The 24,768-nt window shown below is 59.4% G+C and carries 29 protein-coding genes; 13 read left to right on the forward strand and 16 right to left on the reverse strand.

The window, feature by feature from the left end; all coding sequences use genetic code 11:
- Nucleotides 1-29 precede the first annotated feature (29 nt).
- Entirely contained in the window at nt 30-317 is a 288-nt protein-coding gene (locus tag WKV53_RS19930; RefSeq protein ID WP_341406551.1) for a hypothetical protein, read from the forward strand.
- A 1,197-nt stretch (nt 318-1,514) separates the two neighbouring features.
- On the opposite strand, the gene WKV53_RS19935 is transcribed toward WKV53_RS19930, so the two are convergent.
- On the reverse strand, nt 1,515-1,796 hold the full coding sequence (locus tag WKV53_RS19935; protein ID WP_341406552.1) for a hypothetical protein: 282 nt from the start codon (nt 1,794-1,796) through the stop codon (nt 1,515-1,517).
- A gap of 151 nt (nt 1,797-1,947) precedes the next feature.
- Between WKV53_RS19935 and WKV53_RS19940 the strand changes: the two genes are divergently transcribed.
- Entirely contained in the window at nt 1,948-2,265 is a 318-nt protein-coding gene (locus WKV53_RS19940; RefSeq protein ID WP_341406553.1) for a WYL domain-containing protein, read from the forward strand.
- A gap of 606 nt (nt 2,266-2,871) precedes the next feature.
- Here WKV53_RS19940 and WKV53_RS19945 read toward each other — a convergent pair.
- The 15 genes from WKV53_RS19945 to WKV53_RS20015 all read right to left on the reverse strand — a co-directional run bounded on the left by WKV53_RS19945 (nt 2,872) and on the right by WKV53_RS20015 (nt 12,883).
- Nucleotides 2,872-3,504 carry a hypothetical protein gene (locus WKV53_RS19945; RefSeq protein ID WP_341406554.1) on the reverse strand — a complete coding sequence of 211 codons (633 nt, stop codon included), beginning with the start codon at nt 3,502-3,504 and terminating at the stop codon, nt 2,872-2,874.
- Nucleotides 3,501-4,493, reverse strand: coding sequence for a DUF4747 family protein (locus tag WKV53_RS19950; protein WP_341406555.1), 993 nt, complete (start codon nt 4,491-4,493; stop codon nt 3,501-3,503). Before WKV53_RS19950 ends, WKV53_RS19945 begins: the two co-directional genes overlap by 4 nt.
- A 146-nt stretch (nt 4,494-4,639) precedes the next feature.
- Nucleotides 4,640-4,951, reverse strand: a complete 312-nt coding sequence (locus WKV53_RS19955) for a hypothetical protein (protein ID WP_341406556.1) — start codon at nt 4,949-4,951, stop codon at nt 4,640-4,642.
- A gap of 20 nt (nt 4,952-4,971) precedes the next feature.
- Nucleotides 4,972-5,589, reverse strand: a complete 618-nt coding sequence (locus WKV53_RS19960; protein WP_341406557.1) for a hypothetical protein — start codon at nt 5,587-5,589, stop codon at nt 4,972-4,974.
- A 45-nt stretch (nt 5,590-5,634) separates the two neighbouring features.
- Nucleotides 5,635-5,853, reverse strand: a complete 219-nt coding sequence (locus WKV53_RS19965; protein WP_341406558.1) for a hypothetical protein — start codon at nt 5,851-5,853, stop codon at nt 5,635-5,637.
- 927 nt (nt 5,854-6,780) lie between these two features.
- On the reverse strand, nt 6,781-7,404 hold the full coding sequence (locus WKV53_RS19970; protein ID WP_341406559.1) for a hypothetical protein: 624 nt from the start codon (nt 7,402-7,404) through the stop codon (nt 6,781-6,783).
- A 10-nt stretch (nt 7,405-7,414) separates the two neighbouring features.
- A complete protein-coding gene (locus WKV53_RS19975) occupies nt 7,415-8,740 on the reverse strand; it encodes a replicative DNA helicase (RefSeq protein WP_341406560.1) in 1,326 nt (441 codons plus the stop codon).
- Nucleotides 8,733-9,563: a DUF1376 domain-containing protein gene (locus WKV53_RS19980; protein WP_341406561.1), complete on the reverse strand. Its 831-nt coding sequence runs from the start codon at nt 9,561-9,563 to the stop codon at nt 8,733-8,735. The genes WKV53_RS19975 and WKV53_RS19980 overlap by 8 nt, the downstream gene beginning before the upstream one ends.
- Before the next feature lie 7 nt (nt 9,564-9,570).
- Nucleotides 9,571-9,861 (reverse strand): hypothetical protein, encoded by a 291-nt coding sequence (locus WKV53_RS19985; RefSeq protein ID WP_341406562.1) that lies wholly within the window; start codon nt 9,859-9,861, stop codon nt 9,571-9,573.
- An 8-nt stretch (nt 9,862-9,869) separates the two neighbouring features.
- The gene (locus WKV53_RS19990; RefSeq protein WP_341406563.1) at nt 9,870-10,274 is read right to left on the reverse strand and encodes a hypothetical protein; all 405 of its coding nucleotides are present in this window, start codon (nt 10,272-10,274) and stop codon (nt 9,870-9,872) included.
- Between the two features lie 62 nt (nt 10,275-10,336).
- Nucleotides 10,337-11,203: a hypothetical protein gene (locus tag WKV53_RS19995; RefSeq protein WP_341406564.1), complete on the reverse strand. Its 867-nt coding sequence runs from the start codon at nt 11,201-11,203 to the stop codon at nt 10,337-10,339.
- A gap of 34 nt (nt 11,204-11,237) precedes the next feature.
- The gene (locus WKV53_RS20000; protein WP_341406565.1) at nt 11,238-11,495 is read right to left on the reverse strand and encodes a hypothetical protein; all 258 of its coding nucleotides are present in this window, start codon (nt 11,493-11,495) and stop codon (nt 11,238-11,240) included.
- Nucleotides 11,488-12,042 carry a hypothetical protein gene (locus WKV53_RS20005; RefSeq protein WP_341406566.1) on the reverse strand — a complete coding sequence of 185 codons (555 nt, stop codon included), beginning with the start codon at nt 12,040-12,042 and terminating at the stop codon, nt 11,488-11,490. The genes WKV53_RS20000 and WKV53_RS20005 overlap by 8 nt, the downstream gene beginning before the upstream one ends.
- Nucleotides 12,039-12,542, reverse strand: coding sequence for a hypothetical protein (locus tag WKV53_RS20010; protein ID WP_341406567.1), 504 nt, complete (start codon nt 12,540-12,542; stop codon nt 12,039-12,041). The genes WKV53_RS20005 and WKV53_RS20010 overlap by 4 nt, the downstream gene beginning before the upstream one ends.
- Nucleotides 12,543-12,574: 32 nt before the next feature.
- Complete coding sequence (locus tag WKV53_RS20015) at nt 12,575-12,883, reverse strand: hypothetical protein (protein WP_341406568.1); 309 nt, start codon at nt 12,881-12,883, stop codon at nt 12,575-12,577.
- A gap of 310 nt (nt 12,884-13,193) precedes the next feature.
- Between WKV53_RS20015 and WKV53_RS20020 the strand changes: the two genes are divergently transcribed.
- From WKV53_RS20020 to WKV53_RS20070, 11 genes are all read left to right on the forward strand, one after another.
- Entirely contained in the window at nt 13,194-13,997 is an 804-nt protein-coding gene (locus tag WKV53_RS20020; protein WP_341406569.1) for a S24 family peptidase, read from the forward strand.
- Nucleotides 13,998-14,077: 80 nt separating this feature from the next.
- The gene (locus WKV53_RS20025; protein ID WP_341406570.1) at nt 14,078-15,343 is read left to right on the forward strand and encodes a tyrosine-type recombinase/integrase; all 1,266 of its coding nucleotides are present in this window, start codon (nt 14,078-14,080) and stop codon (nt 15,341-15,343) included.
- A 341-nt stretch (nt 15,344-15,684) separates the two neighbouring features.
- Nucleotides 15,685-16,524, forward strand: a complete 840-nt coding sequence (locus tag WKV53_RS20030; protein ID WP_341406571.1) for a DUF6624 domain-containing protein — start codon at nt 15,685-15,687, stop codon at nt 16,522-16,524.
- A 440-nt stretch (nt 16,525-16,964) separates the two neighbouring features.
- The gene (locus WKV53_RS20035; RefSeq protein ID WP_341406572.1) at nt 16,965-17,396 is read left to right on the forward strand and encodes a hypothetical protein; all 432 of its coding nucleotides are present in this window, start codon (nt 16,965-16,967) and stop codon (nt 17,394-17,396) included.
- A gap of 700 nt (nt 17,397-18,096) precedes the next feature.
- Nucleotides 18,097-18,648 (forward strand): hypothetical protein, encoded by a 552-nt coding sequence (locus tag WKV53_RS20040; RefSeq protein WP_341406573.1) that lies wholly within the window; start codon nt 18,097-18,099, stop codon nt 18,646-18,648.
- Between the two features lie 36 nt (nt 18,649-18,684).
- Nucleotides 18,685-19,149 carry a GNAT family N-acetyltransferase gene (locus WKV53_RS20045; RefSeq protein WP_341406574.1) on the forward strand — a complete coding sequence of 155 codons (465 nt, stop codon included), beginning with the start codon at nt 18,685-18,687 and terminating at the stop codon, nt 19,147-19,149.
- Nucleotides 19,150-19,262: 113 nt separating this feature from the next.
- Nucleotides 19,263-20,558: a PQQ-dependent sugar dehydrogenase gene (locus tag WKV53_RS20050; protein WP_341406575.1), complete on the forward strand. Its 1,296-nt coding sequence runs from the start codon at nt 19,263-19,265 to the stop codon at nt 20,556-20,558.
- Between the two features lie 109 nt (nt 20,559-20,667).
- The gene (locus WKV53_RS20055; protein ID WP_341406576.1) at nt 20,668-21,009 is read left to right on the forward strand and encodes a hypothetical protein; all 342 of its coding nucleotides are present in this window, start codon (nt 20,668-20,670) and stop codon (nt 21,007-21,009) included.
- 154 nt (nt 21,010-21,163) lie between these two features.
- Complete coding sequence (locus WKV53_RS20060; protein WP_341406577.1) at nt 21,164-22,519, forward strand: hypothetical protein; 1,356 nt, start codon at nt 21,164-21,166, stop codon at nt 22,517-22,519.
- Between the two features lie 108 nt (nt 22,520-22,627).
- Nucleotides 22,628-23,251 carry a 3-keto-disaccharide hydrolase gene (locus WKV53_RS20065; protein WP_341406578.1) on the forward strand — a complete coding sequence of 208 codons (624 nt, stop codon included), beginning with the start codon at nt 22,628-22,630 and terminating at the stop codon, nt 23,249-23,251.
- Between the two features lie 226 nt (nt 23,252-23,477).
- Nucleotides 23,478-24,587 carry an aldo/keto reductase gene (locus WKV53_RS20070; RefSeq protein ID WP_341406579.1) on the forward strand — a complete coding sequence of 370 codons (1,110 nt, stop codon included), beginning with the start codon at nt 23,478-23,480 and terminating at the stop codon, nt 24,585-24,587.
- The last annotated feature ends 181 nt before the right edge of the window (nt 24,588-24,768 follow it).

Consider the following 24,768-nt stretch of genomic DNA (forward strand, 5'->3'; position numbering starts at 1 on the left):
AATTCCGGAGATGAGTATTTTCCGGAATTATGGCACTGCAAAAAAATGCATTGATGGCCGACCTTCGGGGGGCGATCCGCCATTACCGCGTGATTCGCTTTGCTTACGAAGGCCGGAAGTATGAAGTGGAACCTCACGAGCTGGGGCGCAACCCGGTGACGGGTACCTACGAACTCAAAGCGTGGGTGCGCCGCACGGCGAGTGAACATCCCCGCTGGCTGACCTTCAATTATTGGAACATGCGGGCTCTGGAAGTATTGCCGGACACCTTCTTGCCCAGGCTGGTCAAGGAAAGCGACACCTCAATGGCTGGTTGAGGTGCGTCATGCTGATCCCTGATGCCGCGGGGCGGGATCTTGCCAATCAGTGGGCTGCTTGATACTCTCCCTTAGGCCTCCCAGCCAAGGGCGGCAGGTGCACGGGTTTCACAACCGCACCTGCCGCCTTCTCCGGGGAGGTATCGCGCGGTGTTCAATGGTCTCATACTTGATCAAAAATGGCGAAGCGGTCGGCGAAATTTTAAGGGCCGACTTCGAATCCCTCCCCGAAAATCCCGAGCACCGATGGCACGACTATCAAATCATGCTCACCAAGCGGGTGACTGCGCACGCCGGGGACAACTTCAATATCGTCATCTCTAACGGCACAACGCTGCCGTATTCAGTCTCCCGGTGCTATGTCGGCCCAGACGGCTGGGTGGTCGAGGGTCAAATCCTATTCTAACCCTCCGACTATCCGCCCCGCCGGGGGGAGGACCGGCTGGGGGTTGGGAAAGTGGAGCAACATCATGATGGCCTTGAGGACTGCGCGGCATCACGCGATCGCGTAGGGGGGGCGGTGGGACGAGTTGGAGGTTGCGGGCGCTGGGTAAACTGCGGGACATAATCCTGTCTTGGATCGACGACACTTGGAACCCACACCTCTTTTCTTGGACTCCGACGGACTCACCACCATCCCACCGTGTGGCCCGAGGAACTCATTCACTTGGGCAAACAACGCTTCGCCGCCGGCCGGGCGAAATAACGGAGGAGCCGGCAATGAATTTCATTTGATAGCAGCGCGACGCTCTACAACGTGGCGCGGTCATGAGCGCTCTGCCGGGTAGCCTCGGCACCAACACCCTCCCCGTCGCCGGGGGAGGGTTTTTCATTTAGTGACGACTTGTCCTCGGCGACACGGCATGGTATTCGCGGGGGATGGACCGGCATCTCCCCAGCCCGGAAAAGGTGATCAAGGACCTCGGGTCGATGGCTGCTGATCTTGTCGACATGCGAAATCGCCTGGAGCGGTTGCAGCTTCACCCTGGAATCGAGCGTCCTCCCGTTCCTGACCGCACCAGGACGCCCGAATGTCCATCAAAAGCTCCCGAACAAGAACCGGTGCACCAGCGCGACAGCGGCGGCGATTGCGGTCACGACCACCGACGCCACTAGCAGCAGTTCATCAGGTCCAAACTTTCGAATCCTCGGCATCGCCGTTCCTGTTAGTCAGCCCTCACTCCTTGTCAAACGACGTCAGGCGTCGTGGCCATTCCTCCGCAGGATGAACTGCAGGAGCGCGCTCGCCTCAGCCACCTTGTCGCCGGACAGCCGGGCGAGAAGGCCGCGAACGTAGCGGATCGCCCGGGGATGGCTCTCGTGGTAGTGCTCGCCGCCGATGTTGAATTCGCGGCCGACGTCGACCTGCCAGTAGAAGACCTCGAACTCGGCACCGGTGGCGTCACGCACGATCGCCTTCATGTCCTCGACGCCCCGGGTAACGGTGACCGCCTGCTCATTCGCAAGCCCTGTAGGCAACGGGTACCCGATCACGTCAACCAACCAGCCGTTCATGCCGGATCTCACTGCCACGCTGCGCATGCGAACAGCGTAACGGGGAGGTCAAGACGGGGGCAACGCTGAGGAAACGTCAGTTGAAAAACCAGTCTAACCGAATTTGTTCGCAATTATGCGTGTTTCCGCATCCCTCAATGAAATCAGGTCGGCAGTCCGCGGCGGCCGCCGTGTGGCGTTCGAACATGGCCGTGAAAAGGTGGTTGCCGACCTTTATATGCTCGGGCATTCGAAGAAGACGGGAGCCTACGTTGTCGTCGCCTGGTGCCACGAGCCCGTCCAAGAGTGGCGACATTTCCGATTCTCAATGATGTACGACATTGAGCCTTTAGGGGAGATTGAGAGGTTCCGCGAGGATTTCAATCCGAACGACCCCAAGCTGGTGGCCATCGACTGCATGGTGCCCTACCTCCCCCCGCGTCGGCACCACTGAGCGGATTCCCGGTGTCTCAGGGGAGGGTATCGACCCCAATCCCCACCTCTGAGCTCGCGGCATCTCGAAGCCTTTTCGCTTCCACCTCAGCCTGCTGAGTAGCGGACAATTTCTCCAGAATGTACGAGGATACAGTTTCCAAGTCGGAAGGCTCTCCCTCCGGCATGATAGTTCGAGCCATGTAGAAGGCGTCGAGCAATTCGGAGTAACGGGAACTCGGAAATTTCCGGCGGAGTGTGAGGAGTAGACCAACCTCCGGTGGCAAAGGGTGGGGAGAGCTCATGGCGGGAGACCTCCAATTTACTCAAGACACCCTTACTTTCCACAAAATTGCACGTCGCAAATCTGCGCTAAATTACGGTGCGCACGCGAACAGCAGAGAGGTGGCGATGCCGCAGAGCCTCCGGCCCGTCACCGGCGGTGCGTGCACTGGACGCGCCGGAGACTCTGGACATAGCAGGGCTATCACAGCAGTAGGACCGTGCCAGCAATTTCCGATCCGAGCCCGGGCCCTAAATCCGCAAGGGATTGCTACCGCGAGGGGGAGACAACGCGCGTTTTTTGATCGGGCTCGTGCCGTTCAAGGATTCTTGGTCGGCTGGGAGGTCAGGGCGCTTCGTTCTTAGCGGCGTGCTCGATTTGACCAGCCTTAATCATCGTCATAGCGAAGTGATACACGTTGAACACGAACGATTTGAGCTGCATCATCACAAATGCCCAGAACATCACTGACATGATGAACGTAGCTTGCACCAGCTTCATGCGCACATCTTCACTCACCTCGAAGATCGTCGCCCACGATTGAAAAACCCCCTCCTTTTTGCCAAAAGCGATAATGCAAAGTTGGAACATCGCAAACGCGAGGAAATAGATAAAAACTCTAACGATCGTGAAAAAGTTATACTTCAGGTAAATTAGTTGGGTCTTTTTGTGGCGCTTACGAAGCATTAGTTGAAGTAGGGAGGGACTTGCGCTCGCAGCGAAGATCGTGAAGCCGGCAATTAAGAAGCCTAGGAGACTGACCGCCGAATTGAATCCTAGATTTGCGAGGTCCTGAATGGCTTCCAAGATTTTCTCCCCATTTTGTATGAACGCGAATCCGCCTGCCACCACCCCCGCCAGTACCGCAACGATCCAATTGAAAATCGAATCAGGAATTCCTAGCGATGCGAGGTAGATTTGCCAGAGGTTCTTCTCGGCAAGAACGTCGTCTGGATTCTTTGAGCGAGCAAACTTCATAGGCCGTAGGAGTCTTTGATCATCCTAACCTTCTCCTTCACTTTGTCGATGACGTCCGGGACAATAATCGAGGCGGTTTTCTTAAGTCGTTTAAATGCTCCGTATAGCTCTAGCGCGGCACTTTCTAGATCCTCGGAGAGCTCCGGGATCGAATGCTTCAGCTTTAGGCTGTCTTCATCGCCCTTCATTTCGGACCCCCCAAAGTCGACTCCGTTTAGTTGAAGATCGTGATTTCCCTGCTTGGCAAGAGCTGCCACCTGCTTTGTCGCCTCGTCCTTATTCAAGCCTTCTTTGTTCTCATAACGGAGAGTCGTTTTCGTGCTTTTAAGGAGATCCTGGGATGTCCGAACTTGGTCGAACAGTCCATCGTTATCAAATTCGCTATTCGTTTTCTTGAGGGTCGTTGTGATGGACTTTAACCGAGCAAACTTTTTGATGAAATCTTCGACTGATCCTTCGTTGGCAATAGGGGTGATGCTGATACTTGGATACGGATATTTTTCGACTAACTGCTTCTTCTGCATTCGGCCGATACCCGGGTGCTCAATTTTGGACTGAAAGTCGATGAACGCCTTGTGCTTCAACTTCAGAAACTTCGCCAGCGTGGCTTGGAACGTCCCGACACTCGGCGAACCTGTGTTCTCCCTGACGTAAATGAGCCGGTGCGACCCCACCACAAGCAGGAAGAGGGAGGAAGGGGAGGAATGCAGAGTATCCTCAGTGGGGCGGAGTTCGTTCTCAATCAACTGCTGCTCTGAGGCGATGACCTCATCTTTCACCAATCGTCCCACCACCCCCAAGTCGTCTTTCAAATTCACAAGCCTTGGCTCGTGAAGCAGATAATGGGTGCCGGTGAAGCTCCGACGCAGGGTGTCATCAGTGAGGGCGGGCGCTACCACCTCCTCGAAAAGGTCAACAAGGTTCAAATGATCTCCAAACTTAACTACGAAATTGGCTACTTCCAAGTATAGGGACTTAGTTTTAGGCATGGGAAGGATTAGGCTTACCCTTCGCGAAATAGCTGAATCGACCCATAGCACCAGATTTATCTACGTATCCCATTTTTCCCACGTCGAAAATCCCTGTTTGCTCTGCCTACCGATCTCTCAACCTCGAGGGTGTTCGCCTCGATCCCTCATTTCTCCTCCGGGTCCAGCTTGTCAGACTTCGCCCCTTTGATCTCCTCGACCGCGGACGCCACCTGCTGGGATAGCTCGACGATCTTCGAATTGTGCCCGTTGGCGGTGTCGAAGGCCGTCGTGGAAATCTCGGTGTTCGCGTCGATCCTAGCCACGAGATCCTTCTTGTTCTTCGACTGCCGCCAGATGAGCACCGCGACACCGGCGGTGGTGGCAAGGCTGGAGATGGCGGCAACGAGGGTGCCGAAGTGACGGATGATCGCGTCAATCTGCGATTCGGTAAGGGAGGCAAGGATGGTGGTGGACATTGGAAGAGGGTATCAGGGTGTCAGATGATCGGGCCTTCAATCAGGATGTTCGGGAGTAGCTTCTGCCCGTACTTCTTCAGCGCGTTCACCGCCTCCTGAATCCACGGCGAGCCCTCGGGCACCGTGAGGCAAAGCCAGCTCGACGTGCCGGTGATCGGTCCACGGCCGAAATGGAGGTTCACCTGCTGGTGACCCCATTCGTCGTAGTTGCGCGGATCGTCCCGGCCCCACATGCGGCGGATGTGGAACTTCCCTTCGTGGGGAATGCCGAGCTGCTTGGCCACCTCCGCGTCGTCCGCCTGCCGGAGCGCCGGCTTGCGGCCCTTGTGAGCGCCGGAGTACATCCACCACACGCCGGGCTTGAGCATCCCGTAGGGCTTGCCAACGCCTTCATTCCAGCCGAGGCGGGATGGGTCAGTGTTCGCGTTCGCGGGGAGCATCCACTCCGGAGTGACCAAGAAGAAGGCGTCATCGAAATACCCGAAGTCGTTCTCCTTCGTCGGGCCCATCGACTCCGCGCGATAACCACGAACCGCGAGGTTGTAGACCTTCGGCAGCGGTCCGGTGTTGCCATCCTTCAGCCACGCCTCAAGGGCGAGCGTCTTGATGAGGGAAACAGGTGCTTTCGGCAGGTTCATGGTGTGGTACGGTTGCAAGCGGCGACTTCCTCGGGCGAGATCCGGTCACTTCTCAGCGCGGATCTGCGGTTGCTTGGCGGCGACGACAGCCGCGGCGGTGGTGGTGACGGCGTTTGCCCCCGCGGTGAAGGCGGCCCCGTCGAAGGACTGAATGACGGTTCGCTCCAAGGCCTTCCCGGTAAGAGGGTCGAGCTTCTCGGTGGTGGTCGTACTGCAAGCAGGACAAAGGCAGGCGACCGCGAGGGTGAGGAGCCGGGCTTTCACCACGTCACCCCCTTATTTGAGTGGCCGAACCGGCCCTCGGCTTTGGGCGTTTTCAGCCGCACTGACGGCGTGTCCAGTGGGTTCGCGGACCCGTTCCAAGAGGGTGGGGCAACGAGCCCGCACGATGAGAGCGCCAGAGCCAGTCCGGTCGACAGAAGGCGGAGTTTTGTTTTCATGCACCGCCAGTCTTCCGCCTGAGCGGATCGCTGGAACTAGCAGAGAGACCGCTTTCAAGCCGTTCGGGAGGCGAATCCACTTTCAGAATTCCGGGCCCGGTGTTACCTGCCCACGATGGCCATTCCCTGTTGCCCCAAATGCGAATCCGCGGAATTCGAAGTAAGCACGATTACCCCCAAGGGGTCGATCCATCCCCTCAACGCCATCCATTGTGCTTCGTGCGGTTCGGTCGTTACTTTCATGGAATTCCACAACATCGGATCTCGCCAGGCGATGATTGCGAACCACCTTGGCCTAAGATTGGAACCTTAGCTTCGCACGCTATATACGGGCTCCGGGAGCAAACGAGCCGCATTTGGTCCGAGCGCAGCTAAGAGGAGCTACTTCCACGTTATGCATTCCGAACCCCCATCCGCTTGGCGAGTGGTCTTCAGTGTGCCCTCCATTCCGGGCTTTAAGTCAATAGAGGCCCGGGTGAACGGCTGTAATTGGAAACCCCAGGTTGGAATGACGCTGCGGATGCTGAACGAAGGTAAGGGTCCCGGCATGAAATATGCAGTCGCCTCGTGCGAGATGCTCGCAGCCGAAAAGACCCTGAATGTAAAGTTGCGACCGCTTGAAGACCCCAACGACGTACCTGGGATTCCTCTGTTGGACGATCTTCCCGGCCCCGTCGATCTTCCGGAATAATTGCTACTCAGAACCGCGATCAGCCAACTGTCGCGGCCGGGCCTTTGCATACGCCGGTGATCAGCGCTTGGCGTGACGGAGGACGCCGACGTAAACGGCCTTGCGGGTGAAGAGCAGCACCGGCTGCCGGTTGGCGGACCGCTGTTCCTCGATCAGCGTGAGGACCGTCTGCAGCTCACCGGGATAGCAGGCATCGGTGAGGATCTCCACGTTGGAGGGACAGTCGTTCCGGTGGTGGTGGGGATGCTCTTTCAGCAGCGCCTCAAACGCGGCCGGCCGGTTGTAAGAAGCAGGACGTTCGACCGGGCCGCGTAGGGCAGGGAAGCGCCGTTGCGATTCGATGGTGAGCGACCAGTCCGGCTTCATCGCCGAGCGCGGGGCGCAGGCAGTCCGCACGCTGCGGCGGCGGTTGCGATCCCGCTCCTTTTTGATGGCTGCCGAAAGTTGCGACAGAATGGCGAACTCCTTGTTAGAGAACAGGATCAGGCGGCGACCTTGCAGAGACCCGCAGAGTTTAACGGCGTGCTCCGGCGTGATTTCGAGGTGGTTGGTCAGCAGATCGACCGGCGGCGCTGTGCCAAGGCCGCTTTCATTGGTGAACCCGCGCAGGCAATCCAAGGCCAGCGCCTCGTGGAGCGGAAGCTTCTGAGCGATGCGACGGGGGCGGGGAAGTACGAGTTTCATGGTAGGTCGATCATTTCTTGAACTGCTTGTCCGTGCGGCCCTTCCGCGCGGCCTTCCATTGGTCGGCCTGCTTGTTTACGACTTCTGGAGGCGCCTCCTCCGGCGGAGGCGGCGTGAATGGCTGGAAGGCCTGTACGGCACCATTGAGGCGGTAGTGCAGCGTGACGTCCTTCGGTCCGTTCCGCACCTTGGCCAGCTTGATGCCGTCGTCGCCGATCATCAGGGCCACATCGGAGTCGAAGAGGATGGCGTCGGACTCGCGGCTATCGCCTTTCTTGTTCACCTGGGAACCGGTGAGGACCGGGCAGTTCAGCTTCTTGGCAAGCTGTTTGAGGCCGTTGGAGAGGCCGGCAACCGCTTCCTCGCGGTTCTGGTTCCGGTTTCGCTCTGCCTTGAGAATTTGCAGGTAGTCGACGACCACAAGGTCGAGCCCGTCATTCTCGTCGGCGAGCCTGCATGCTTCCCGCTCGATGTAGGCCAGGGACATTCCGGGCGTGTCGTTCACCCAGCAGGTTTCCTCGACCAGGATTCGGATCTGATTCTCGATCGCCTGAAGGTCCAGCTTCTTGGCGCGCCTCGGCTGGGTCATCAGCTCCATCGGAATTTTTCCGCGGTTCGACACCGCACGCATCCCGATCTCGATCGTCATCATCTCGACCGAGAAGAACGCCACCTTGTATCCGGCCTTCAGGGCCGCGCATGCGATCTGGAGCATCAGGACCGACTTACCTCGGGAAGTTTGAGCGAGAACGGTCCAGAGGCTTCCGTCCTTGAGCCCGCCGGTGGCGGCGTCCAGATCGTCCATGCCAGTCGAGATGCCCGGGATAGGGCCCGCAGCCGCAAGCCGCTTCATTTCCTCCATCAGCTCCGCCATCACCTGCCGCATCGTCTTCGACCGCGTGGGGCCCGCGAGAGCCCGCCTCATCGCCTCACGGGTTGACTCCAGGGCTTCCAGCGCTTCGTCGGTAGTGGTCGCGTCAGTGGCCCATGCCAAGCCATCGCGCTGGATGCGCATGGCATGCGTCATTCGCAGGTCCTTCAAGTATTTCGCCCAGGCACGGCCCCCGGTGGTCTCACGGAACAGGTCCGAGATTACGATGTGTCCGCCGATAGACATGATCTGGCCGGAGTGCTCGAGCGAGGCGGAGAGCGTGGCCTCGTCGACGGGTTCGCCATTGCGGGCAAGCTCGGTGATCGCGTCGAAGATCGGCTTGCAGGCGTAGAAGTGGTCCGAGTCGAGCCCGTCCGCGGAGGCACGGCGGCGGAAGGATTCGTCCCTCGCCATGAGCGAGAGCACCGTGCGCTCGGTGATTGGCGACTGCGGGATCTCAGACACGGAACTCGGAGGTTTTGAGGGTTCGTCCCAACAGGGAGTCTTCGCCGCCGGTGGCTGTCGGCGCGGGCACCGGCGTGATTCCCCACTTCCGGTCCTTCACCCAGACGTGGGCTGTGCAGACGTACTGGCCGCCCGCCTTGGTCCACTTCTCCGACTTTCGCCAAAGGCCGAGCGAGTCGACGAGTTCGTCGTGCTCCGGCCGCTCTGATTTCGGGATCGCGTCCCACGCCTTCCGCACCCTGGGCTTGGAGGAGCGCTCACGGCCACGGGGGAAGATGTCGTAGGCTTCCCAGATCCGGGCGCAGCACTCGGCGTCTTCGTCCCACGGGAGATTTCCAGAATCCGCCCCGTCCCCTGTGGGGACTATAGGGGTATTATTAGAAGAATGAAGAGCATCGTTTTGGCATGCGTTCGGCATCGCAGTGGCATCCGGTTTGGCATGTGCCGCTTTCTTGCCACCACGCTGCCGCTTTGATGCGGTGGCATCGGTGTCCGTCTTCTTGTTTCTCTTTTCCCATCCGTTTTTTGCGTTTTGTGACTGTCGGTCGCGAAACGCCTTCTGTTCGTTTCGAATTTGTTCGAGACGCGCATTCCGGAGGAGACCATCAGCGCCGACGTCAAATTTCGCCCGCACGGATGCCACCGCATTGCCATGGCATCCGCCCAGTCGCGCGAGGGTTTCGATGTCGTCCGGGAGAGCACCGTGCTCCCATTGGTAGCAGAGGAACCGGATGTAAGCGCCGGCCTGCTCCGCGGTGAAGATGGCGGTGCCGACCAGGAAGTCTTGCGGGTAGAATTGGAAAGCAGGTGCCTGGGTGTTCATGGAAATGTTAGACGTCGCTGGAGGTCTCCAGCGGGAGTGCGGAAGGAGTTGCGAGGTGGACGCGATGAACGACACCACGGGTGCCGTCGCGGGCCGAGATGAAGCCGAGCTCTTTCAGCTGCTTCAGGGCAGCGTCGACGGCGCGCCCGGAAAGACCGGTGGCGGCCGCGAGCTTGTGGAGGCGCATACCGGTCTCGCCCGCGGCATTTGAAAGGCGCGCCAATGTCGCCAGCACGGCTTGTGACCCGTCGTCACCCGTCGGTGTTTGCAGCGCTGCCTGCTGAAGTCGCTTGTTCATCGGGATCTCTATTTGCGGACAGATGGGCGAAACTTCCACCACCACGGCGGCAGTGGTGTATGGGTTTGCTCCGAGATGCCGATGGCTTCTTCCAAGAGCCTGCAATCCGACCTCAGCCGCTTCCGGGCGATAGTCATGGTGGAAATCGTCGAATAGCGGCGCATCACCTCCGCCGAGTATTTTTTGCGCAGGAACTCTTCGATCGCGTGCATCTGCACCACGGCACCGGTGATGTCTTCCCACAGCCCCACGCGCTCCGCCTCAGCGGCTCGCATGGTCGCAAGGAAGCGCACCTCCCAAGTGCCGGGGCCGCGCCACACCGCGGCGATGCGCTCGGTCACCGGCATGGTCATCGGTTCAGCCGGTCCGCCCTGCAACTCGTAGCAGAGGTTCAGGAGATCGGGATGAGGCATGCAACGCCCCACGGCATGGAGCGTTGCATCCTCATCTTCAGGCCCGGCATGGAGAGCGATGCTCAAGCAGCGGCAGTGCCTGGGTTGGAGTCTGGAGCGGCATAGATCTCCCATCCTTTCGCCGAGCAAACCATGCCGACGAAGTCGCGGACCATCTCCGCGGTGCACCACGTCTTGGCGGTGAGATCCGAGACCCACTTGAGCAGCCGCGTCGGGTTCGGGATGTCATCGAGCGCCACTGACCATGTGGGTCCCGGCTCTTCCGGCCGGCACTCGACGACCACACGGTCACCGAAGATGACCACCGGGCCCTTGCCCTCTTGCTTTGCCGTCAATTTCCGCCGGAACTCTTCGGCGGCTTCCTTCGCCGTCCACATGCGGCCCTCCGGTCGTCGCGTAGTTCCTTCGCGGGCGATACTCTCACGGATGATGGCGAGCTTCTCTTCATGCGCCTTTTGCGTCTCGTAGACCCGGCAGATCACCGGCAGCATCACGGACGCGAGGCGGGCGTCGTGCTTCCACCACTCCTCCGAGGGACCGGGCCCATGGAATGGGGAGGTGTTTTTTTCGATGATGGTCGCGACGTCTGCCAACCCGGCGACGATCTTGCGGTGATCGAGGCCGGATTCTGCGGCGTAGTCGCGGGCGGCTTGGAGCACCCGCATGGTGCAGTCGTGCATGCCGGTGTGATCCTTCACCTCACCGCTCGCGCGGAAGATGGCGGAGGCGACGGCAACGGCGGCGATAAACACCTCGTTCGACTGCGGCACCGACCACGCGGGCGAGGCGGGAGAGGGGACGCCTTCCGACTCGGAAGCCGGCGAGGTCATGGCTGCGAGCCCTTCACGAAGCTTGCCGTGATCGTCAGCAGCTTCGCGGCGACGGGTGGCGAAGATTCCGGCAAGGTCGGAAATGAGGATGATGGTCATGGAATTGATGGATTGAGATTTAGGTGGTGGATTTTCAGGCGATGCGTTGCTCGATGCGGATGGCGTCGAGCTCGGTGCGGCTCCAGCCGCGGAGGTGTCGGCGGATCATCGCGACTGGCGTGTCGCGACGGTGCCGCTTGGCGAGTTCGTGAAGCCGGCGGAGTTCCTCCTGGTCGGCGATCACGATGGTGATCGGCTCCAGTTTGGCGGCTTCACGCGCGGCCTTCCGCTCGGCTGCCGCCTCATGGTCGAGGGCCTGTTCGAAGGCGACGAGGGCAGGAACGTCAGGCACGGGCGGACCCTCCCTTCTTCTTTGGGCGATCGATTCCGAGCTGCACCCACGCGTCGTATTCGCAAGTCTTCGGGAACTTGCCTGCACGCGCGCACATGGAGTGCGAGAAGATCGTTTTCGCCTGATCCTGCACGTCGGTGTCGTCGGCGAGGTTTCCCTCCTCCTCGGCGTTCTTCATCTGCCTCCAGACGAGATCGGTGCCTCCTTCAACGAACAAGGTCACCAGCCAGCCCAGCGGGCGGTTGAGCACCTTCGCGGCGATCGCTGTAAGCTCCATTGCCTCCGCGAGGATCGACAGCTGGACCGTGACAGGATCGGCGATCGGCGGGCGCTGGTCAGCACGGACCAGCGCTTCAAGGAGGTCATCGCCAAACGATTCCAGTTCCATGTAGAACTGGCCTTCCATCACCATTTCGGGCGTGAGCCCGAAGTGGCGCGCAAACTCCTCGGCAGCTTCCAGCGTGGCACGCGGGACGGTGACCTCCACCATCTTGAGCGGCTGCGGATCGGCCCTGGCCTTCCGGCGCCGGAGTGCGGTCGCATTCAAGACGCACCCCCTTCCAGGGAAGCCTTCGCCTCCTGCTGAAACTTCAAGGCTACGGGGCGGAGCTTTTCGTAGAGTGCCTCCATTTCCTCTGGGCTCCGGTCGCCGTGTTCCGCGACAATGTCGTAGGTCAAACCGTTGAACGAGACGTCGTAGTCACCGCTCAAGCCGTCCTTCACCATGGTGTCGATCCATTCATCGACCCACTTGTCGGCGTCCACGTCGGCAATCGCGCAGCACTCCCGCAGATAGCGGACGCGGCGCTCATCGACGAACACCGGCAGCTTGCCGGAGGGGACCACACAGAGGGTGAGGGGCACCGTGAACTCGCCGCCGGCTTCGATCTCCTTGAGGAGAGCGGTGAGGGCGGCCGACTGGGCGATGTCGCGAAGATCCCTCACATCGAAGCCGAGCTCGTCGGCGAAGGACTTCAGTTGATCCGGATTGAGGTGCGGGGTATCTCCGGCGTTGACCGGAGCCTGCATTGTGGTTACTGGTTTCATTGTAGTTTGTGGATTTGCCCGCGCGGGGCGATTCATTTGGCAGGGGTCGAGGTTGCCGCCTCGGCCCTTGCTTTTTTCCGCTCTTTGCCCGGCCAGACGGTTTTGCCGTCGAGGTAGGCTTCGAGATTCTCAAGGGTCACCCCATGCTTGCCGGGACTCGTCTCGGTGACGGGCATGCGCTGGGGAACGGTGTGGCGGGACAGGCCCGTCATTTGGCAAATGGTTGGAATCGGGAAGGTGACGAGCCGCTTGGCACCGCCGGCTTCCTTGATCGCGGCATCGGCGACAATGCGGGCAGCCATCGCCTTCACCTCCTGTAGGTCGGTTGGGCTGAAGTTCATGGCTCAGTTTCCAGTTGGGGCGGTCGAGAGTTCTACAGGGGGAAGGGGAAGACGGCCGGTCGCGCGGACCTCGGCCACCAGGCGCTCAACGGCAAGTTGGATGACTTTCGACTCACTCGTTCGATTCGCGGAAGCGATTCGAGCGAGGTCACCTGCTAGGTCGTCGGCTAGGTATGTCGCTTTTGGTTTCATTTGGAATGGCTACAATGAAGCGCAGTGTCGCGCAACGAAGAATGCGCTACAGTGTCGCACAATATTTCGCAAGAAAAAACGTGCTACAGTGTCGCGCATCTGCCAAATTGCCGAAAAGATGGATCGCGAAAGGAAGAACAATGCAATCTCCGTGCGTTTGGAGCCTCAGCTTCGAGAGCGCGCGGCGGCCGTCGAGAAAGCAACCGGGATCAACACCGCGGACCTAATAAGACAATCCCTGGAGGCAGTAATACGCTCGTTCGAGCTGAACGGGAAAATCGATTTCCCCATCTATGTAGTCGGCTCCGAAGGTATGCTCTCCGCTGTTGCCCAAACTTTCGTTGAAAAGGAGGGCGAAAAGATGCGGGGACGCATCGAAGAATTGCTTTACGCAAGGATGGAAGAGGAGTGGCGGAAACACACGGGACTCTTCCCTCCAAAGGAAGGCGATGGGGGTAATTATGTCATCGAGGTAGACGACTGGGTTTCCGCGGGCGGACCTGAGAAGGAGGATCGGATCAGCATTGACTGCATCGTCACTGAGAAAAACTACCCCGAGAACTACCGCGCTTTCCAAGTGTCTGGACAGTCGATGTATCCGGAGATCGTAGATTCCGAGGTCGTAATTGTTCGGCCAAATCACGAGATGGCTGATCCTGTATCGGGATCGCGGGTGATTTTCCGAGATGACGCCGGTAGACTATCGCTTCATCAGTTTATCATCGACGCGAACGGCGTCCGGTCATTGAGGCCGTATAATCCGGTATTTCCCGAGATCAAGCCCATCGCTGCCGGGCTCATTGATGCAGTTGTTGTCGACGTGCTCCCGTTGCCCGAAGGGCAGAAGGTTATGACGGAAGCTGAATTCCGAGCAATACACGGCTGGCCACCAGGTCACCCTGACGCTCCTAAGCCCACTTGATGCTACGAAGGGGCGCGTTCGTCTCCCAGTCAAGGTTTCCACTACGAGACTGCGCTTGGTATCTATCACTCCAATCATCCATGCCCGCATCCCCTCGCAAAGCTTTCAAAGTGCGCCGAGGTAACTCACACCTCACGTGCTACCCGTGGACGCATCCGACCACCCGCAAGGAGCTATGGCGTTACGCGTGGCGCGAGTCGGTCGGCAAGCCGTGGCGCTACGTGACCGAGGCCACGAAGGCCAACATCGAGGCAAGCGCCCACGAGAAGCTCGAACAACTTGAAGCCGGCGGGCTGGTCTGGAGTGGCCTTGCTGGCGACGAGCAGAGGTTCCTCGAAGCGGTTCACCGGCAAACGACACCCGCGGATTGGCCGGCGGTGCTCGACTTCCTAAAGGCCCGGAAGCGCAGCTCCGACATCGTAGGCGCCGTCGCCCGCTTCATGGACTGGAAGACCGAAGCCGCCGGTGAAGAGACCCCGCACCTTGCCCGCGTTCGGGGAGTACTGGAGGAGATGTCCACCGCCTTCACCGGCCGGGATGTCGCCGAGATCCACGCGCCCGATCTGCTTGAGTGGTGGCGTGGGCGAGGGGAGGGGAAGAGCCCGAAGCGCCGGAAGGACATCCGCAGCGCCCTAGTGACCTTTTGGTCTTGGGCGCGCCGCGAGGGCATCGCCGGTGCCGATCCGATTACTCCGGCCGAGCGCATCCCATCGGTGCAGGTGGATCATGGCGAGCGTCGCGTCCTGACGATCGACGAGATGGAGAGGCTCTTCGCCGCCGTGGACCCGAAGTTCCGCGTCTGGGCGGTGCTGGGCGCGTTCGCCGGTCTCCGGCCCGAAGAGATCGCCCCGCCGACCAAGGGCTCCAGCAAGAAGAAGCGGAAGCGCGGGCTGCACATCGAAGAAATCGACTGGACCTTCGGCGTGATCCGGGTGCCTGCCGTTGTCTCAAAGGTGAACACGCCCCGCGTGGTGCCGTTCAACGATGCTCTGCGCGCCGGCCTCGCTTGGGCGAACATTGAGCCGGGAATGACCGGCCCGGTCTGTCTGCTCAATCCCGTGGAGGAAGGGGAGACCATGCGGCTCGGGAAAGCGGTGTTCAAAACCGGCTGGCCCCAGGACGCGCTCCGGCACTCCTACGGCAGTTACAGGAATGCGGTGGTTCGCTCGCTCCCGAAGGTGGCAGAAGAGATGGGAACGTCGGTGACAATGCTCAATCGCCACTACCACAATCCCAAGGCCGAAGAGGAGGGACACCAGTGGTTCGCACTGCGTCCAAAATGTTCCGATTTTGTTCCGATGAAACGGAGGTCTAAGGCTGTAAAACCGATCGAGGCCACCGGCTGACCCCTTGATTTAGCAAGGTTTTCTATGGATTCGACAATTCCAGCACATGCCTTTGTAGTTTCGATCCCTACCGCCGGAGCCAATTTGAAAGGTGCGCATCCTCAAGGGGTTGCGCGTTTTGTGTTTCGATACTCGGCAAGAAGCTGAACATTTCGGCCCTTCAAGTGGGATGGTCCGCCGGGGGAAAGTTTAGGTCTTCCAACGAAGCCGCAACGATTCCAACGATGGGGGACGAAACCGCAATGGGGATGACACCACCCCAGCCATCCGGGAGATTCGGCTTTTGGAGGTTCTCGCGAGAGAAAGTAACCTTTTCGTGCTTCGAAACGAAATCAATGAACATGGACTCTGGCGTGCGGCACATTCTGGTTTTTGGCGCAGCGGCGGTCGTCGCATTCGTTGTTCCCCGACGATCATGCGCGGGCGAGACCGCCCCCGGCCTGCCACATGAGCAGAAAGCGAATTTCGATTCCGCCCTCTCCGCGGAGATCTTGAAATTGTTCGCAGAAGATCAGAAGCTGCTAGCTCGTTTTGGAGATGCGAAACGAGACCCGGAATTCAGTGGCGCTTACGAGAGGTATAAGGGCACCATCCTCAAGACGCATCCCTCGGTTTTTTACGATCTCGCCGTTAAAGAATTGTGGGCTGCCGACCCTGACGCTCTGGCGCTCGTGACAGAAATTGTTAGATGGCGCGCCTCCACAACCGGCAGATTGAAAACGCTGATTTTACAGAACGGATGGCCAACACGTCAGCTCGTGGGTGACGAGGCGGCGGCAGCGGTTTTCTTTCTATTCGGACACGCTGACACCGACAATGCGTGGAGACGAGCGCAGCTCGACACGATCAAGCGGGTTTTCGAGGTAGATCATTTTAACCCCCGGCTATTTGCCCATATTTGCGATCGAATTGAGTCTGTGGACAATGCCGCCCAGATCTTCGGAACAGTCATGGGACCCGGAACGGCGGTGGGAACTGCGGAGCTATACCGCCCGCTGAAGGACGGCTACGACGCCGTCAATCTCCGGCGATTGCAGATAGGACTGCCGCCCATGGAAGCAGATTTGGAGAGGTTCAGAAAAGGTGCTAAAGTCGGCCCCTACATGACGCCGATTTTCAAAGAGTGGAACATGTCTGAGGTGTATTCACCAAGCGAGGCCGTGGAGAAACCATCGGAATAGGCGTTCGACTTCCGAAACGATGCGCTGAGGGGCGGGGATGTCTGCTTAGGCGCCGATTTCGACGACCAAGCGATTTCCTCGCAGACCGTCGCAAAACAAATGGGGGCGCTAGAATTCATCGGTCGCGGCAATTGTGCCGTGATGGGGGCGTAGCTCGGGACGGTGATCGGCCCTTGGGTTGACACTCAGCGGCTTTTTTCCAAGCTTTATCAAGAAAGTCCGCCTAGTCTGGAGTGTTAGATATCCGGCTCCGGGTGGGCTAATAAACACGGTTCGGCAAGAATCCCATGACGCGACTGGCACGGTCTCTTCTCTTGATCCCCTTTGGTGTAGTGCTCTTCGTAGCGGGTAATCTGGCATCACCCATCTTCCGCGGCAATCAAGGGCAATGGCTAACGTTCCGGAATACGAGCCAATGGACTGAGGGAACAAGAGGCCCCGTGAAGTTTCCCGGAAGCTTCGCAATTGAACTGGTGAGCGAGATCAACCTGAAGGTTTATCGGATAGAAGACGGCGAGGATTCACTTGAAGAGAATATCCGGCTCGATCCGAAGGATTTCCGTGTGGTTTATGTGACCCCGGTGATTCCATCAGACGGACAGTCCAGAGTTGTGATTTATGCGACCGGTTCGGCCGGTAAAGACCGAAGCTGGACATTGAAGACCGGCGAATTCATGGCGATGGGGTGCAATCCTTGGGTAGGAGGGATTGACCGAAGGCTTCGTCCTGGTGAGGAGGTGTTCCTTTTCGCGTTATCAATGTCACTCACGCCAGATGGGACACCAGTTACTGGCTCGGTTCAGGCAATGAAGGCCGAGTCTCGATCACACAAGAGCGCCTTCCTGGCATTTACGTGCGAAGCGATCCAATGAAAGCCAAGCCGAACAAGTCATGCCTGGCAACCCCGTCAGGGCGGAGCAATAAATACTGCCCAGTTTGAAATTCTCCATGAATCGCTCACCGCTTCTCGCTCTTTCTGGCGCGTTCATTCTCTGTCATTGCACGCAACAAGGCCCGCTCCCGGAAGGCCGCCCTGACGCGGCAAAGTCTCCAACTGGAGAGACGAAGTTCGCCACACGGTCGCATGGCATTTCCACGCAGCATGCGATGAGAGAGCTGGTGCTCGCGCTTCCTGACGTCTGGGGAGATGTCAGCCCAAAGTTCGCTGAGTCGTTGTTCGACAAGCAATACCCTAAAGGACCACCCGAGGACTTTGCGGCAGTGGAAGGGCAAGGCTTAATGGCTTCATTCACGGTGGCGCGATTGGAGCCTGACCTTGTCTCTGTCGCGAACCACTGGGATCTCGCTGGCGAACACGATGAGGTGCGAGTCCTGAGGCGGACGCCGGATGGGTGGAAGGATCTCACTCCAACTCTATTTCCCTATCCAGTTCCGAAAAATGAAGACGTCAGGGTTCGGGGCACTCGCGGCGGAACAATATCAGTGCAGCTTAAATTCGGCGGACCTTCGCAAAACTACCACTGGGACGGCACGCGATATAGGAAGATCCAACCTGGCAAAACTACGAATTAATACCGAACAATTCGCGACTCCGCCAACCTGCCAAGCGCAATGATTCGACTTGCTCGCTTGATTCTCCATCGGCTCGGCCTCGCAGACCATCCCGAACCTTGGAATGGTCCGGTGGGAGACTTCTTTATCTCCGACAAGGATGCTACCTGCGATTATCTCAGCCAGCGGTTTTCTCAGGAGGCTGTTGAGATACTGGGCAAGATTCTTGGGTTCACGATGGTCGCGAAGATCAATGGCCGTGCCTTTCTCATTTCTCGGAACTATGTGGAGGAGATGACTGCGGAGCGAGTCGTGAGAAGAGGGAGAGACTTTCTCACTACGGTCGGATATTCCGCCATTTGGGAGCGCCAGCGACGATCCACCATCTATCGATCCGAGTCCGGGCAGGGCTACTGGGTTGCCTCAGATCGTCCGCTTCACGGCTACAGGGAGCATTTTCGATCCATCAGTGCGGATGAGTTTCAGGCTCTGACAGCTCATATACCCCGCGACCCTGCCGGGTATCCCATCGTCACTCCTCCAGACGAGTCCACTTTGCAGACAGCCCGCAGCCTTTCCCAGTCATCACCCCGTGGGATCAGGCTTGATTGAATCCGCTAGCTCCCGAGCTATAAACTCGTGCCTCCCGTGAGCGAAATCCAAACCAAAGTCGAAGAGCACTGCTCACCCCAGGACCGTGAGCTGATCGTACGGGAATTGGTCCGCTTCAACGACACCCACGCCGCACCGGAAAACTACCACGATCTGGTGGTGCTCTCCCGTCGCGATGGAGCGCTTGTTGGCGGCCTCATCGGCTACACCCACTGGCACTGGCTTTTCATCAAGCAGCTCTGGGTCTCCGAAGGCCATCGCCAACTTGGCATCGGCACCAGCCTCATGACCGCCGCAGAACGCGAAGCCGTCGCGCGCGGCTGCCTTCATGCACATTGCGACACCTTCGATTTCCAAGCCCTGCCTTTTTACCAAAAGCTCGGCTACCAGACGTTCGGAAGTCTCGCGGACTACCCGGTGGGCCACACGAGATACTTCCTCTCAAAGCGAAACCTGAAGGAACCGGAAAGTCCGGCCCGGTTTGTGCAGCCAACGCCGTAACCGAAACAGCCGAAGAACCCGGGACTTTTATTGGACCGCTAGGGTGAATTCGCTTACCGCTTCCCGCGTCCGAGGCTCACGCCTCCAGTCCCCCCCGGGCTTTTCATGTCACCATGTATCGCCCGATCCTTCTCTTCCTTTTCTCCAGCCTGCTCGCCCACGGCGAAGCCGACTCATCGCCGCGTTTGGTGCCGGTCTGCCCGAACCTGGTGTTCGAGGACAATGCCTCCGCCGCCGCGGTGGTGCCGGATGACTCAGGCCGAGTGATCGTTGGCCTCCAGCGGGGAATGCTGAAGCTACTCCCCCAATCGGAAGACGCCTCCCAAGCGGACACCTTCCTCGATCTCCGCGAGAAGATGAAGGAGGAGACCGACTTCGAAGAGGGGATCCATGGCATCGCCTTCCACCCGGACTTCAGGAACAACCGCAAAGTCTACCTCTCCTACTCCCAACGCGGGCCGCGCCGCACCATCATCAGCGAATTCACCGTGCCGACTGGCGATGACTTCAAGGCGGAGCCGGCCAGCGAGCGCATCATCCTCGAGCACCCACACCCGCTCGGCAATCATTGGGGCGGCGGCATTGTTTTCGGGAACGACGGCCTGCTCTACATTGCCATCGGCGATGGCGGCCTGCGGGACGATCCCTATCGTCTCGGCCAGAATCTCTGGAGCCTTCACGGGAAGATCCTCCGCATCGATGTGAACCGCCAGAGCCGCGCGCTGCCCTACGGCATCCCGGAGGACAATCCCTTCGTGAATCGCCAGGAAATCCGCGACGAGATCTGGGCCTATGGCTTCCGCAATCCCTGGGGCATCTCCATCGATCGTCCCACCGGCAATCTCTGGTGCGCCGACGTCGGCCAGGACAAGTGGGAAGAGGTCAATCTCGTCAAACCCGGCGGCAACTACGGCTGGAGCGAGCGGGAGGGCCCGGAGCGCTTCGCCACCCGCGCGAATGCCCCTGAGGAAGGTGGTCCCTTCGTCCAGCCCTATCACGCCTATCAGCACTCGGAGGGCATCAGCATCACCGGCGGATTTGTCTATCGCGGCAAGCAGCTGCCATCGCTCGTCGGCCACTACCTCTTTGCCGATTGGGGAGCCGGAAAAGTCTGGGCCATCCCCGCCGAAGGCAAGGCCCCCGATGAAGCCCCCAGGCTGCTCTTCGCCAAGACGCCGGACAACCACCCGGCGTTCGTCCCCACCGTCTTCATCGCGGACGCCTCGGGCGAGCCACTGCTATTCTCCCACGCGCCGTCCGTCGTCTACACGCTAAAGGAAAACCGCGCTCTCGCTGTCACCGACGAGATCATCCCCGAGCAGGAAGAAAGCCTGCCCTCAGTCACTCCGGACGAACCCGACCTACCAGGCGACGTCGCGCCGGATGAAGAGACGGAAGTGTCCATCTGATGTCACGCTGGCTCTTGGTTTGACACTCAACGGCTTACATTTAAGCCTTTAGGGGGAAGTCGCTCTGGATGGTGGGTTCGCTCTCCGGCTCGATTTCTCGATACCCACTATGGATCTGGATCCCCAGAAAGATCGATCAAGCGCCAGTGCCAATGGCCGCCTCAATTTCTGCCTCAACTTCTTTCGGCTGGGAGCGCTTCTGAATCCATTCATCTATTTCTGCGCCCTGATGCGCGCAAATCCGAAGAGCGACTGGCTTGGCGTGGTCGCGCTTGCGGCACTGGTGCTTCAACTGGTTTTCCCTTTTGGCCTGCTGCTCATAATCATGGGACCTCGGGCGAAATCATCCGATGTGATTTATGACTTCTTCATCGTGCTGGTAGGGTGGGCGATCGTGGCAGTAATGGTCTACTTCCTGATCGTCTACACCGCAGCCCACGCAGGATGTTGAATATAGCCTTCTAGCTGCGATATCGACCCCTTGCGCCATTCGGGGCCGTCCTTGAGGGCCGGATCAGTTGGAGCCTAATGCTCCATGGCATTCGCTGCATGGGAATTTACACAGCATTGACACCCGGCTTTCCATCCTCAGGTATCATTCGGACATGTCCCGATTCGTCTACCTGGTTCTCCTTCTCGCAATAATCGCGGGGCGCGCCGAAGAGGCATTGTGGGAGGACAACAAGCTCACCCCGGGTCAACCCTTTCCCGGACGCGTGATGGCTGTGGAAAGCAGTTGGGGTGGCTACCGGTTGGTGATCGAGAGCATCGGCGAAGGAGACAAGGCCTATTGCATCGCCCAGGCTTGGCCAGGTGGACAGCCTCACTTAAACTACAAGGTGATCCAGAAGGCCGACCTTCCGGTGTCGAGCTCCACGATGATCTATTTGAATCCGGCGATCGAGGTCGGTCGCTTCAGTTGGTCGATGGGGCCTTGGAAGATCGGAGAGGTCTTCGGTGATGACGACTGCCTGAAAAAGGCGGTGGCCATGGACCCGGCCACCGCGAATCGACAGGACGAACCGATATTCAGCGAGTTGATGCCCGGGCGGATCTTCTCCATTCCCGAAGAGGGTCCTACGGATCCTGTCGAGTTGAAGAAAATCTACGACCACTATACGGGAAGCAAGTTCGCCGACATTGCCCATGAGCTTGCCAAGCGCGTCAGCGAGCAGCTGGATCTACGCGGCTACATTCCCGAGGAGAAATTGGCAGAGCCTTGGACTGATAGCCTCCAGTTGACCCTTTCCCAAGCGTGGCGGTATCAGATGGACTCGGTCGCCCGGAAGGAAACCTACGGCGAAAAATTCGGCACCCTGATGTCGGTTTTGGAAGATCCCAAGGTAGGCCAAGGCAGGATGTATGCTTTGGCGGAACTACATACCCGCATCTATTGGGGAAACCAACATGGTGATAAAAGCCTTCCTCCCATGGAGGAGACCCTAGCTCGTCTGAGCGCGATCGCCTTGAACAAGGCCGAGGGGACCGAGCTTCGGCTGGCATTGGTACCCATCCTCTACGAATACGGCGATCCGAATGAGTATCTGGATTTGGCCATTGAACTCTCGTCGCTCGAAAAGAAGCCGCATCGCATGGCCGAAGCCTTTCGCTTGGCCACGCCCGTCACCAGTGCCGACCGGCTGACAAAGGCGAACCGCGCAAAGTTCCTGAATCATGCATTTGAGCTTCTCCGGCGCATTGATGACAAAAAATCGGGGACCGGTTATTTCCTTGCCGGCCATATCGGGAATTTCGTCGGGGTATCACCGGTGAGAGACGGCCAAGGGGCTTTCTCTCCGGACCAGACCCTCCCTGAGTATCGGGTCGATCATGGGCTCACGGAATCCTTTTTCCAGAAGTCCGTGGATAACGCCATGGAGTGGTGGATGAACAACTGGAGCCAATACCAAGGCGACCAGGGAGGCGGAGAGGAGCCGGCTTCCCACCCCGGAGCGAAATGAACCCCGTCTTTCCCAGACCCTACCCGATCGGCAGCCGCGCCTTCCAAATTCCGTGATTGAGTCACCGCGGAAAGGCGCTGGAATGCCCGAGCGTAGAAACGCGTTCCCATGATCAAAAAACTATTCACGGCCCTGATGGCCTCCGCCCTCGTCCTCACCGCGTCCGCTGCCGACCAGGAGAAGGATGAAAAAGGATTCGTTTCCCTCTTCGACGGCAAGACCCTCGACGGCTGGAAGGTCGGCGGCGACCAGAAGGCCATCCGCGTGGAAGATGGCGCCATCGTCGCCAATGGCAACTGCACCCATGCCTACTACATGGGCAAGGACGGCAAGGCGAGGTTCAAGGACTTCGAGCTCCGCGCCGACATCATGACCAAGCCGAACTCCAACGGCGGCTTCTACATCCACGTCGACTACCAGGATTCCGGCTGGCCGATCGCCAAGGGCTACGAAGTGCAGGTGAACAACACCCAGTCCGACGTCGTCAAGTCCGGCAGCCTCTACCACGTCGTCGATAACAAGGTGCCCTTTGAGGACAACACCTGGATGAAGTACGTGATCCGCGTCAAAAACGGCAAGATCACCGTCTCCGTCAACGGCAAGGAACTCGTCGACTACAAGCCCAAGGACGAGGAGAGCAAGCTCCAGAAGGACGGCGGCACCTTCGCCATCCAGGCCCACGACCCGGGCAGCACCACGCTCTACAAGAACATCCGCGTCAAGGAGCTCTGATTTGAAAGCAGGCAGGGACGTTTCTCCGAAATGTCCGGCAAGGGGGCGGCTGTCATCCACGGCTCGCCCCCGATTTTTTGGCCATCCGCCAGAATCCGGACCGCCCGGAGCCAATCCCTGCCAAATCCCTCACATTCCCCGGCGCGGGTTCGCATCATTCCTGCGAATCCGCGCACATCTTGAGAGCCGGTTGACCGCCGCGGCCCGGCGATTTAGGAGTTTCCCCATGGATTTGACCCCGACTGCCTACGGCACCTGGAGCGCCGGCCGCTTCATGCACTTCGGCGACACCCTGCCCGAAGAACGCTTCCTGTCCTGCATCCAGACCGCTTGGGATGCTGGCATCCGCACCTACGTCACCGCCGACGTCTACGGCAATGGCAAGGCCGATGAACTCCTCGGCCAGGCCCTCGCGGACAAGCCGCGCGAGGAATACTGCCTCGTAGGCATGGTCGGCCACGATTTCTACGAGGGCCAGCGCCAGGGCCCCCGCGGCTACCCGCGCTTCACCGAGCTGCACGCCCCCGGTAAGTTCCGCGACTACCTCCGCCAGTCCTGCGAGAAGTCCCTCGAGCGCTGCCGCACCGACCGCTTCGACCTGCTGATGCTGCATAATCCGGACGAAACCGGCTACACCAGCGATGCCGTCTGGGACGGTCTCCGTGCCCTCAAGTCCGAGGGCCTCGCCGAGCGCATCGGCCTCGCCCCGGGCCCAGCGAATGGCTTCACCCTCGATCTCATCGACTGCATCGAGCGCCGCGGCGCCGACATCGATTGGATGATGCTCATCCTCAATCCGCTCGAGCCCTGGCCCTCCTGCCACGTCCTTCCCGTCTGCGAAAAGAACGGCATCAAGGTGCTCACCCGCGTCGCCGACTACGGCGGTCTCTTCCACGGCGACATGAAGCCCGGCCACGTTTTCAAGCCCGGCGACCACCGCGCCTACCGCGCCGAAGGCTGGGTCGATCACGGCCTCGCCAAGATCGAGAAGATGAAGCCCATCGCGGAAAAGCACGGCCTCTCCCTGATCCAGTTCGCCTCCATCTGGAATCTCAGCCAGCCCGCCGTCGAAAGTGTCGTCCCCACCTTCATCCAGGAAGCCAGCGACGGCGCCCGCTCCATCGAAGACCAGATCCAGGACTTCGCCGCCCTGCCAAATGTCCGCCTCACCGCCGAAGAATCCGAACAGGTCCGCCAGATCGGCGACAACACCGGCTGCATGACCCTCAAGGGCGCCAGCAAACGCCATCAGGTCAGCGAGCGCCCCGACGAATGGCCGATGCGCGAGGACCTGCTGGAACTCGCCGGCCGTCACGGCCTGGGCACGGAGTGGTGACCTCTCGTCACCTCCAGCCGAGCGCCTTCAACGCCCCCATCGGGGCATAAACGAAACAGCCCCGGGCAACCCCCGGGGTTTTTTGTGTCCCGGCATCAGCACCCGAAAGGGGAGCGATCCGGCGGGTTCTAATGTCATTATGCAATGCCTGCGGAGTCGACGTGTTGATTGCGGGATACTC

Origin of the sequence: Luteolibacter sp. Y139 (assembly GCF_038066715.1) — a bacterium.
Lineage (GTDB): Bacteria > Verrucomicrobiota > Verrucomicrobiia > Verrucomicrobiales > Akkermansiaceae > Haloferula > Haloferula soli.

Bases quoted from the DNA above. Each gene is read 5' to 3' on its own strand.
- WKV53_RS19940 (WP_341406553.1), top strand. From the start codon at position 1,948: ATGCGTGTTTCCGCATCCCTCAATGAAATCAGGTCGGCAGTCCGCGGC.
- WKV53_RS20065 (WP_341406578.1), top strand. From the start codon at position 22,628: ATGATCAAAAAACTATTCACGGCCCTGATGGCCTCCGCCCTCGTCCTC.
- WKV53_RS19930 (WP_341406551.1), top strand. From the start codon at position 30: ATGGCACTGCAAAAAAATGCATTGATGGCCGACCTTCGGGGGGCGATC.
- WKV53_RS19955 (WP_341406556.1), bottom strand. From the start codon at position 4,951: ATGTCCACCACCATCCTTGCCTCCCTTACCGAATCGCAGATTGACGCG.
- WKV53_RS20030 (WP_341406571.1), top strand. From the start codon at position 15,685: ATGGACTCTGGCGTGCGGCACATTCTGGTTTTTGGCGCAGCGGCGGTC.
- WKV53_RS20020 (WP_341406569.1), top strand. From the start codon at position 13,194: ATGGATCGCGAAAGGAAGAACAATGCAATCTCCGTGCGTTTGGAGCCT.
- WKV53_RS19945 (WP_341406554.1), bottom strand. From the start codon at position 3,504: ATGAAGTTTGCTCGCTCAAAGAATCCAGACGACGTTCTTGCCGAGAAG.
- WKV53_RS20070 (WP_341406579.1), top strand. From the start codon at position 23,478: ATGGATTTGACCCCGACTGCCTACGGCACCTGGAGCGCCGGCCGCTTC.
- WKV53_RS19980 (WP_341406561.1), bottom strand. From the start codon at position 9,563: ATGAACACCCAGGCACCTGCTTTCCAATTCTACCCGCAAGACTTCCTG.
- WKV53_RS20060 (WP_341406577.1), top strand. From the start codon at position 21,164: ATGTCCCGATTCGTCTACCTGGTTCTCCTTCTCGCAATAATCGCGGGG.
- WKV53_RS20055 (WP_341406576.1), top strand. From the start codon at position 20,668: ATGGATCTGGATCCCCAGAAAGATCGATCAAGCGCCAGTGCCAATGGC.
- WKV53_RS20025 (WP_341406570.1), top strand. From the start codon at position 14,078: ATGCCCGCATCCCCTCGCAAAGCTTTCAAAGTGCGCCGAGGTAACTCA.
- WKV53_RS20010 (WP_341406567.1), bottom strand. From the start codon at position 12,542: ATGAAACCAGTAACCACAATGCAGGCTCCGGTCAACGCCGGAGATACC.
- WKV53_RS19990 (WP_341406563.1), bottom strand. From the start codon at position 10,274: ATGCCTCATCCCGATCTCCTGAACCTCTGCTACGAGTTGCAGGGCGGA.
- WKV53_RS20050 (WP_341406575.1), top strand. From the start codon at position 19,263: ATGTATCGCCCGATCCTTCTCTTCCTTTTCTCCAGCCTGCTCGCCCAC.
- WKV53_RS20040 (WP_341406573.1), top strand. From the start codon at position 18,097: ATGATTCGACTTGCTCGCTTGATTCTCCATCGGCTCGGCCTCGCAGAC.
- WKV53_RS19970 (WP_341406559.1), bottom strand. From the start codon at position 7,404: ATGAAACTCGTACTTCCCCGCCCCCGTCGCATCGCTCAGAAGCTTCCG.
- WKV53_RS19950 (WP_341406555.1), bottom strand. From the start codon at position 4,493: ATGCCTAAAACTAAGTCCCTATACTTGGAAGTAGCCAATTTCGTAGTT.
- WKV53_RS19995 (WP_341406564.1), bottom strand. From the start codon at position 11,203: ATGACCATCATCCTCATTTCCGACCTTGCCGGAATCTTCGCCACCCGT.
- WKV53_RS19960 (WP_341406557.1), bottom strand. From the start codon at position 5,589: ATGAACCTGCCGAAAGCACCTGTTTCCCTCATCAAGACGCTCGCCCTT.
- WKV53_RS20015 (WP_341406568.1), bottom strand. From the start codon at position 12,883: ATGAACTTCAGCCCAACCGACCTACAGGAGGTGAAGGCGATGGCTGCC.
- WKV53_RS19985 (WP_341406562.1), bottom strand. From the start codon at position 9,861: ATGAACAAGCGACTTCAGCAGGCAGCGCTGCAAACACCGACGGGTGAC.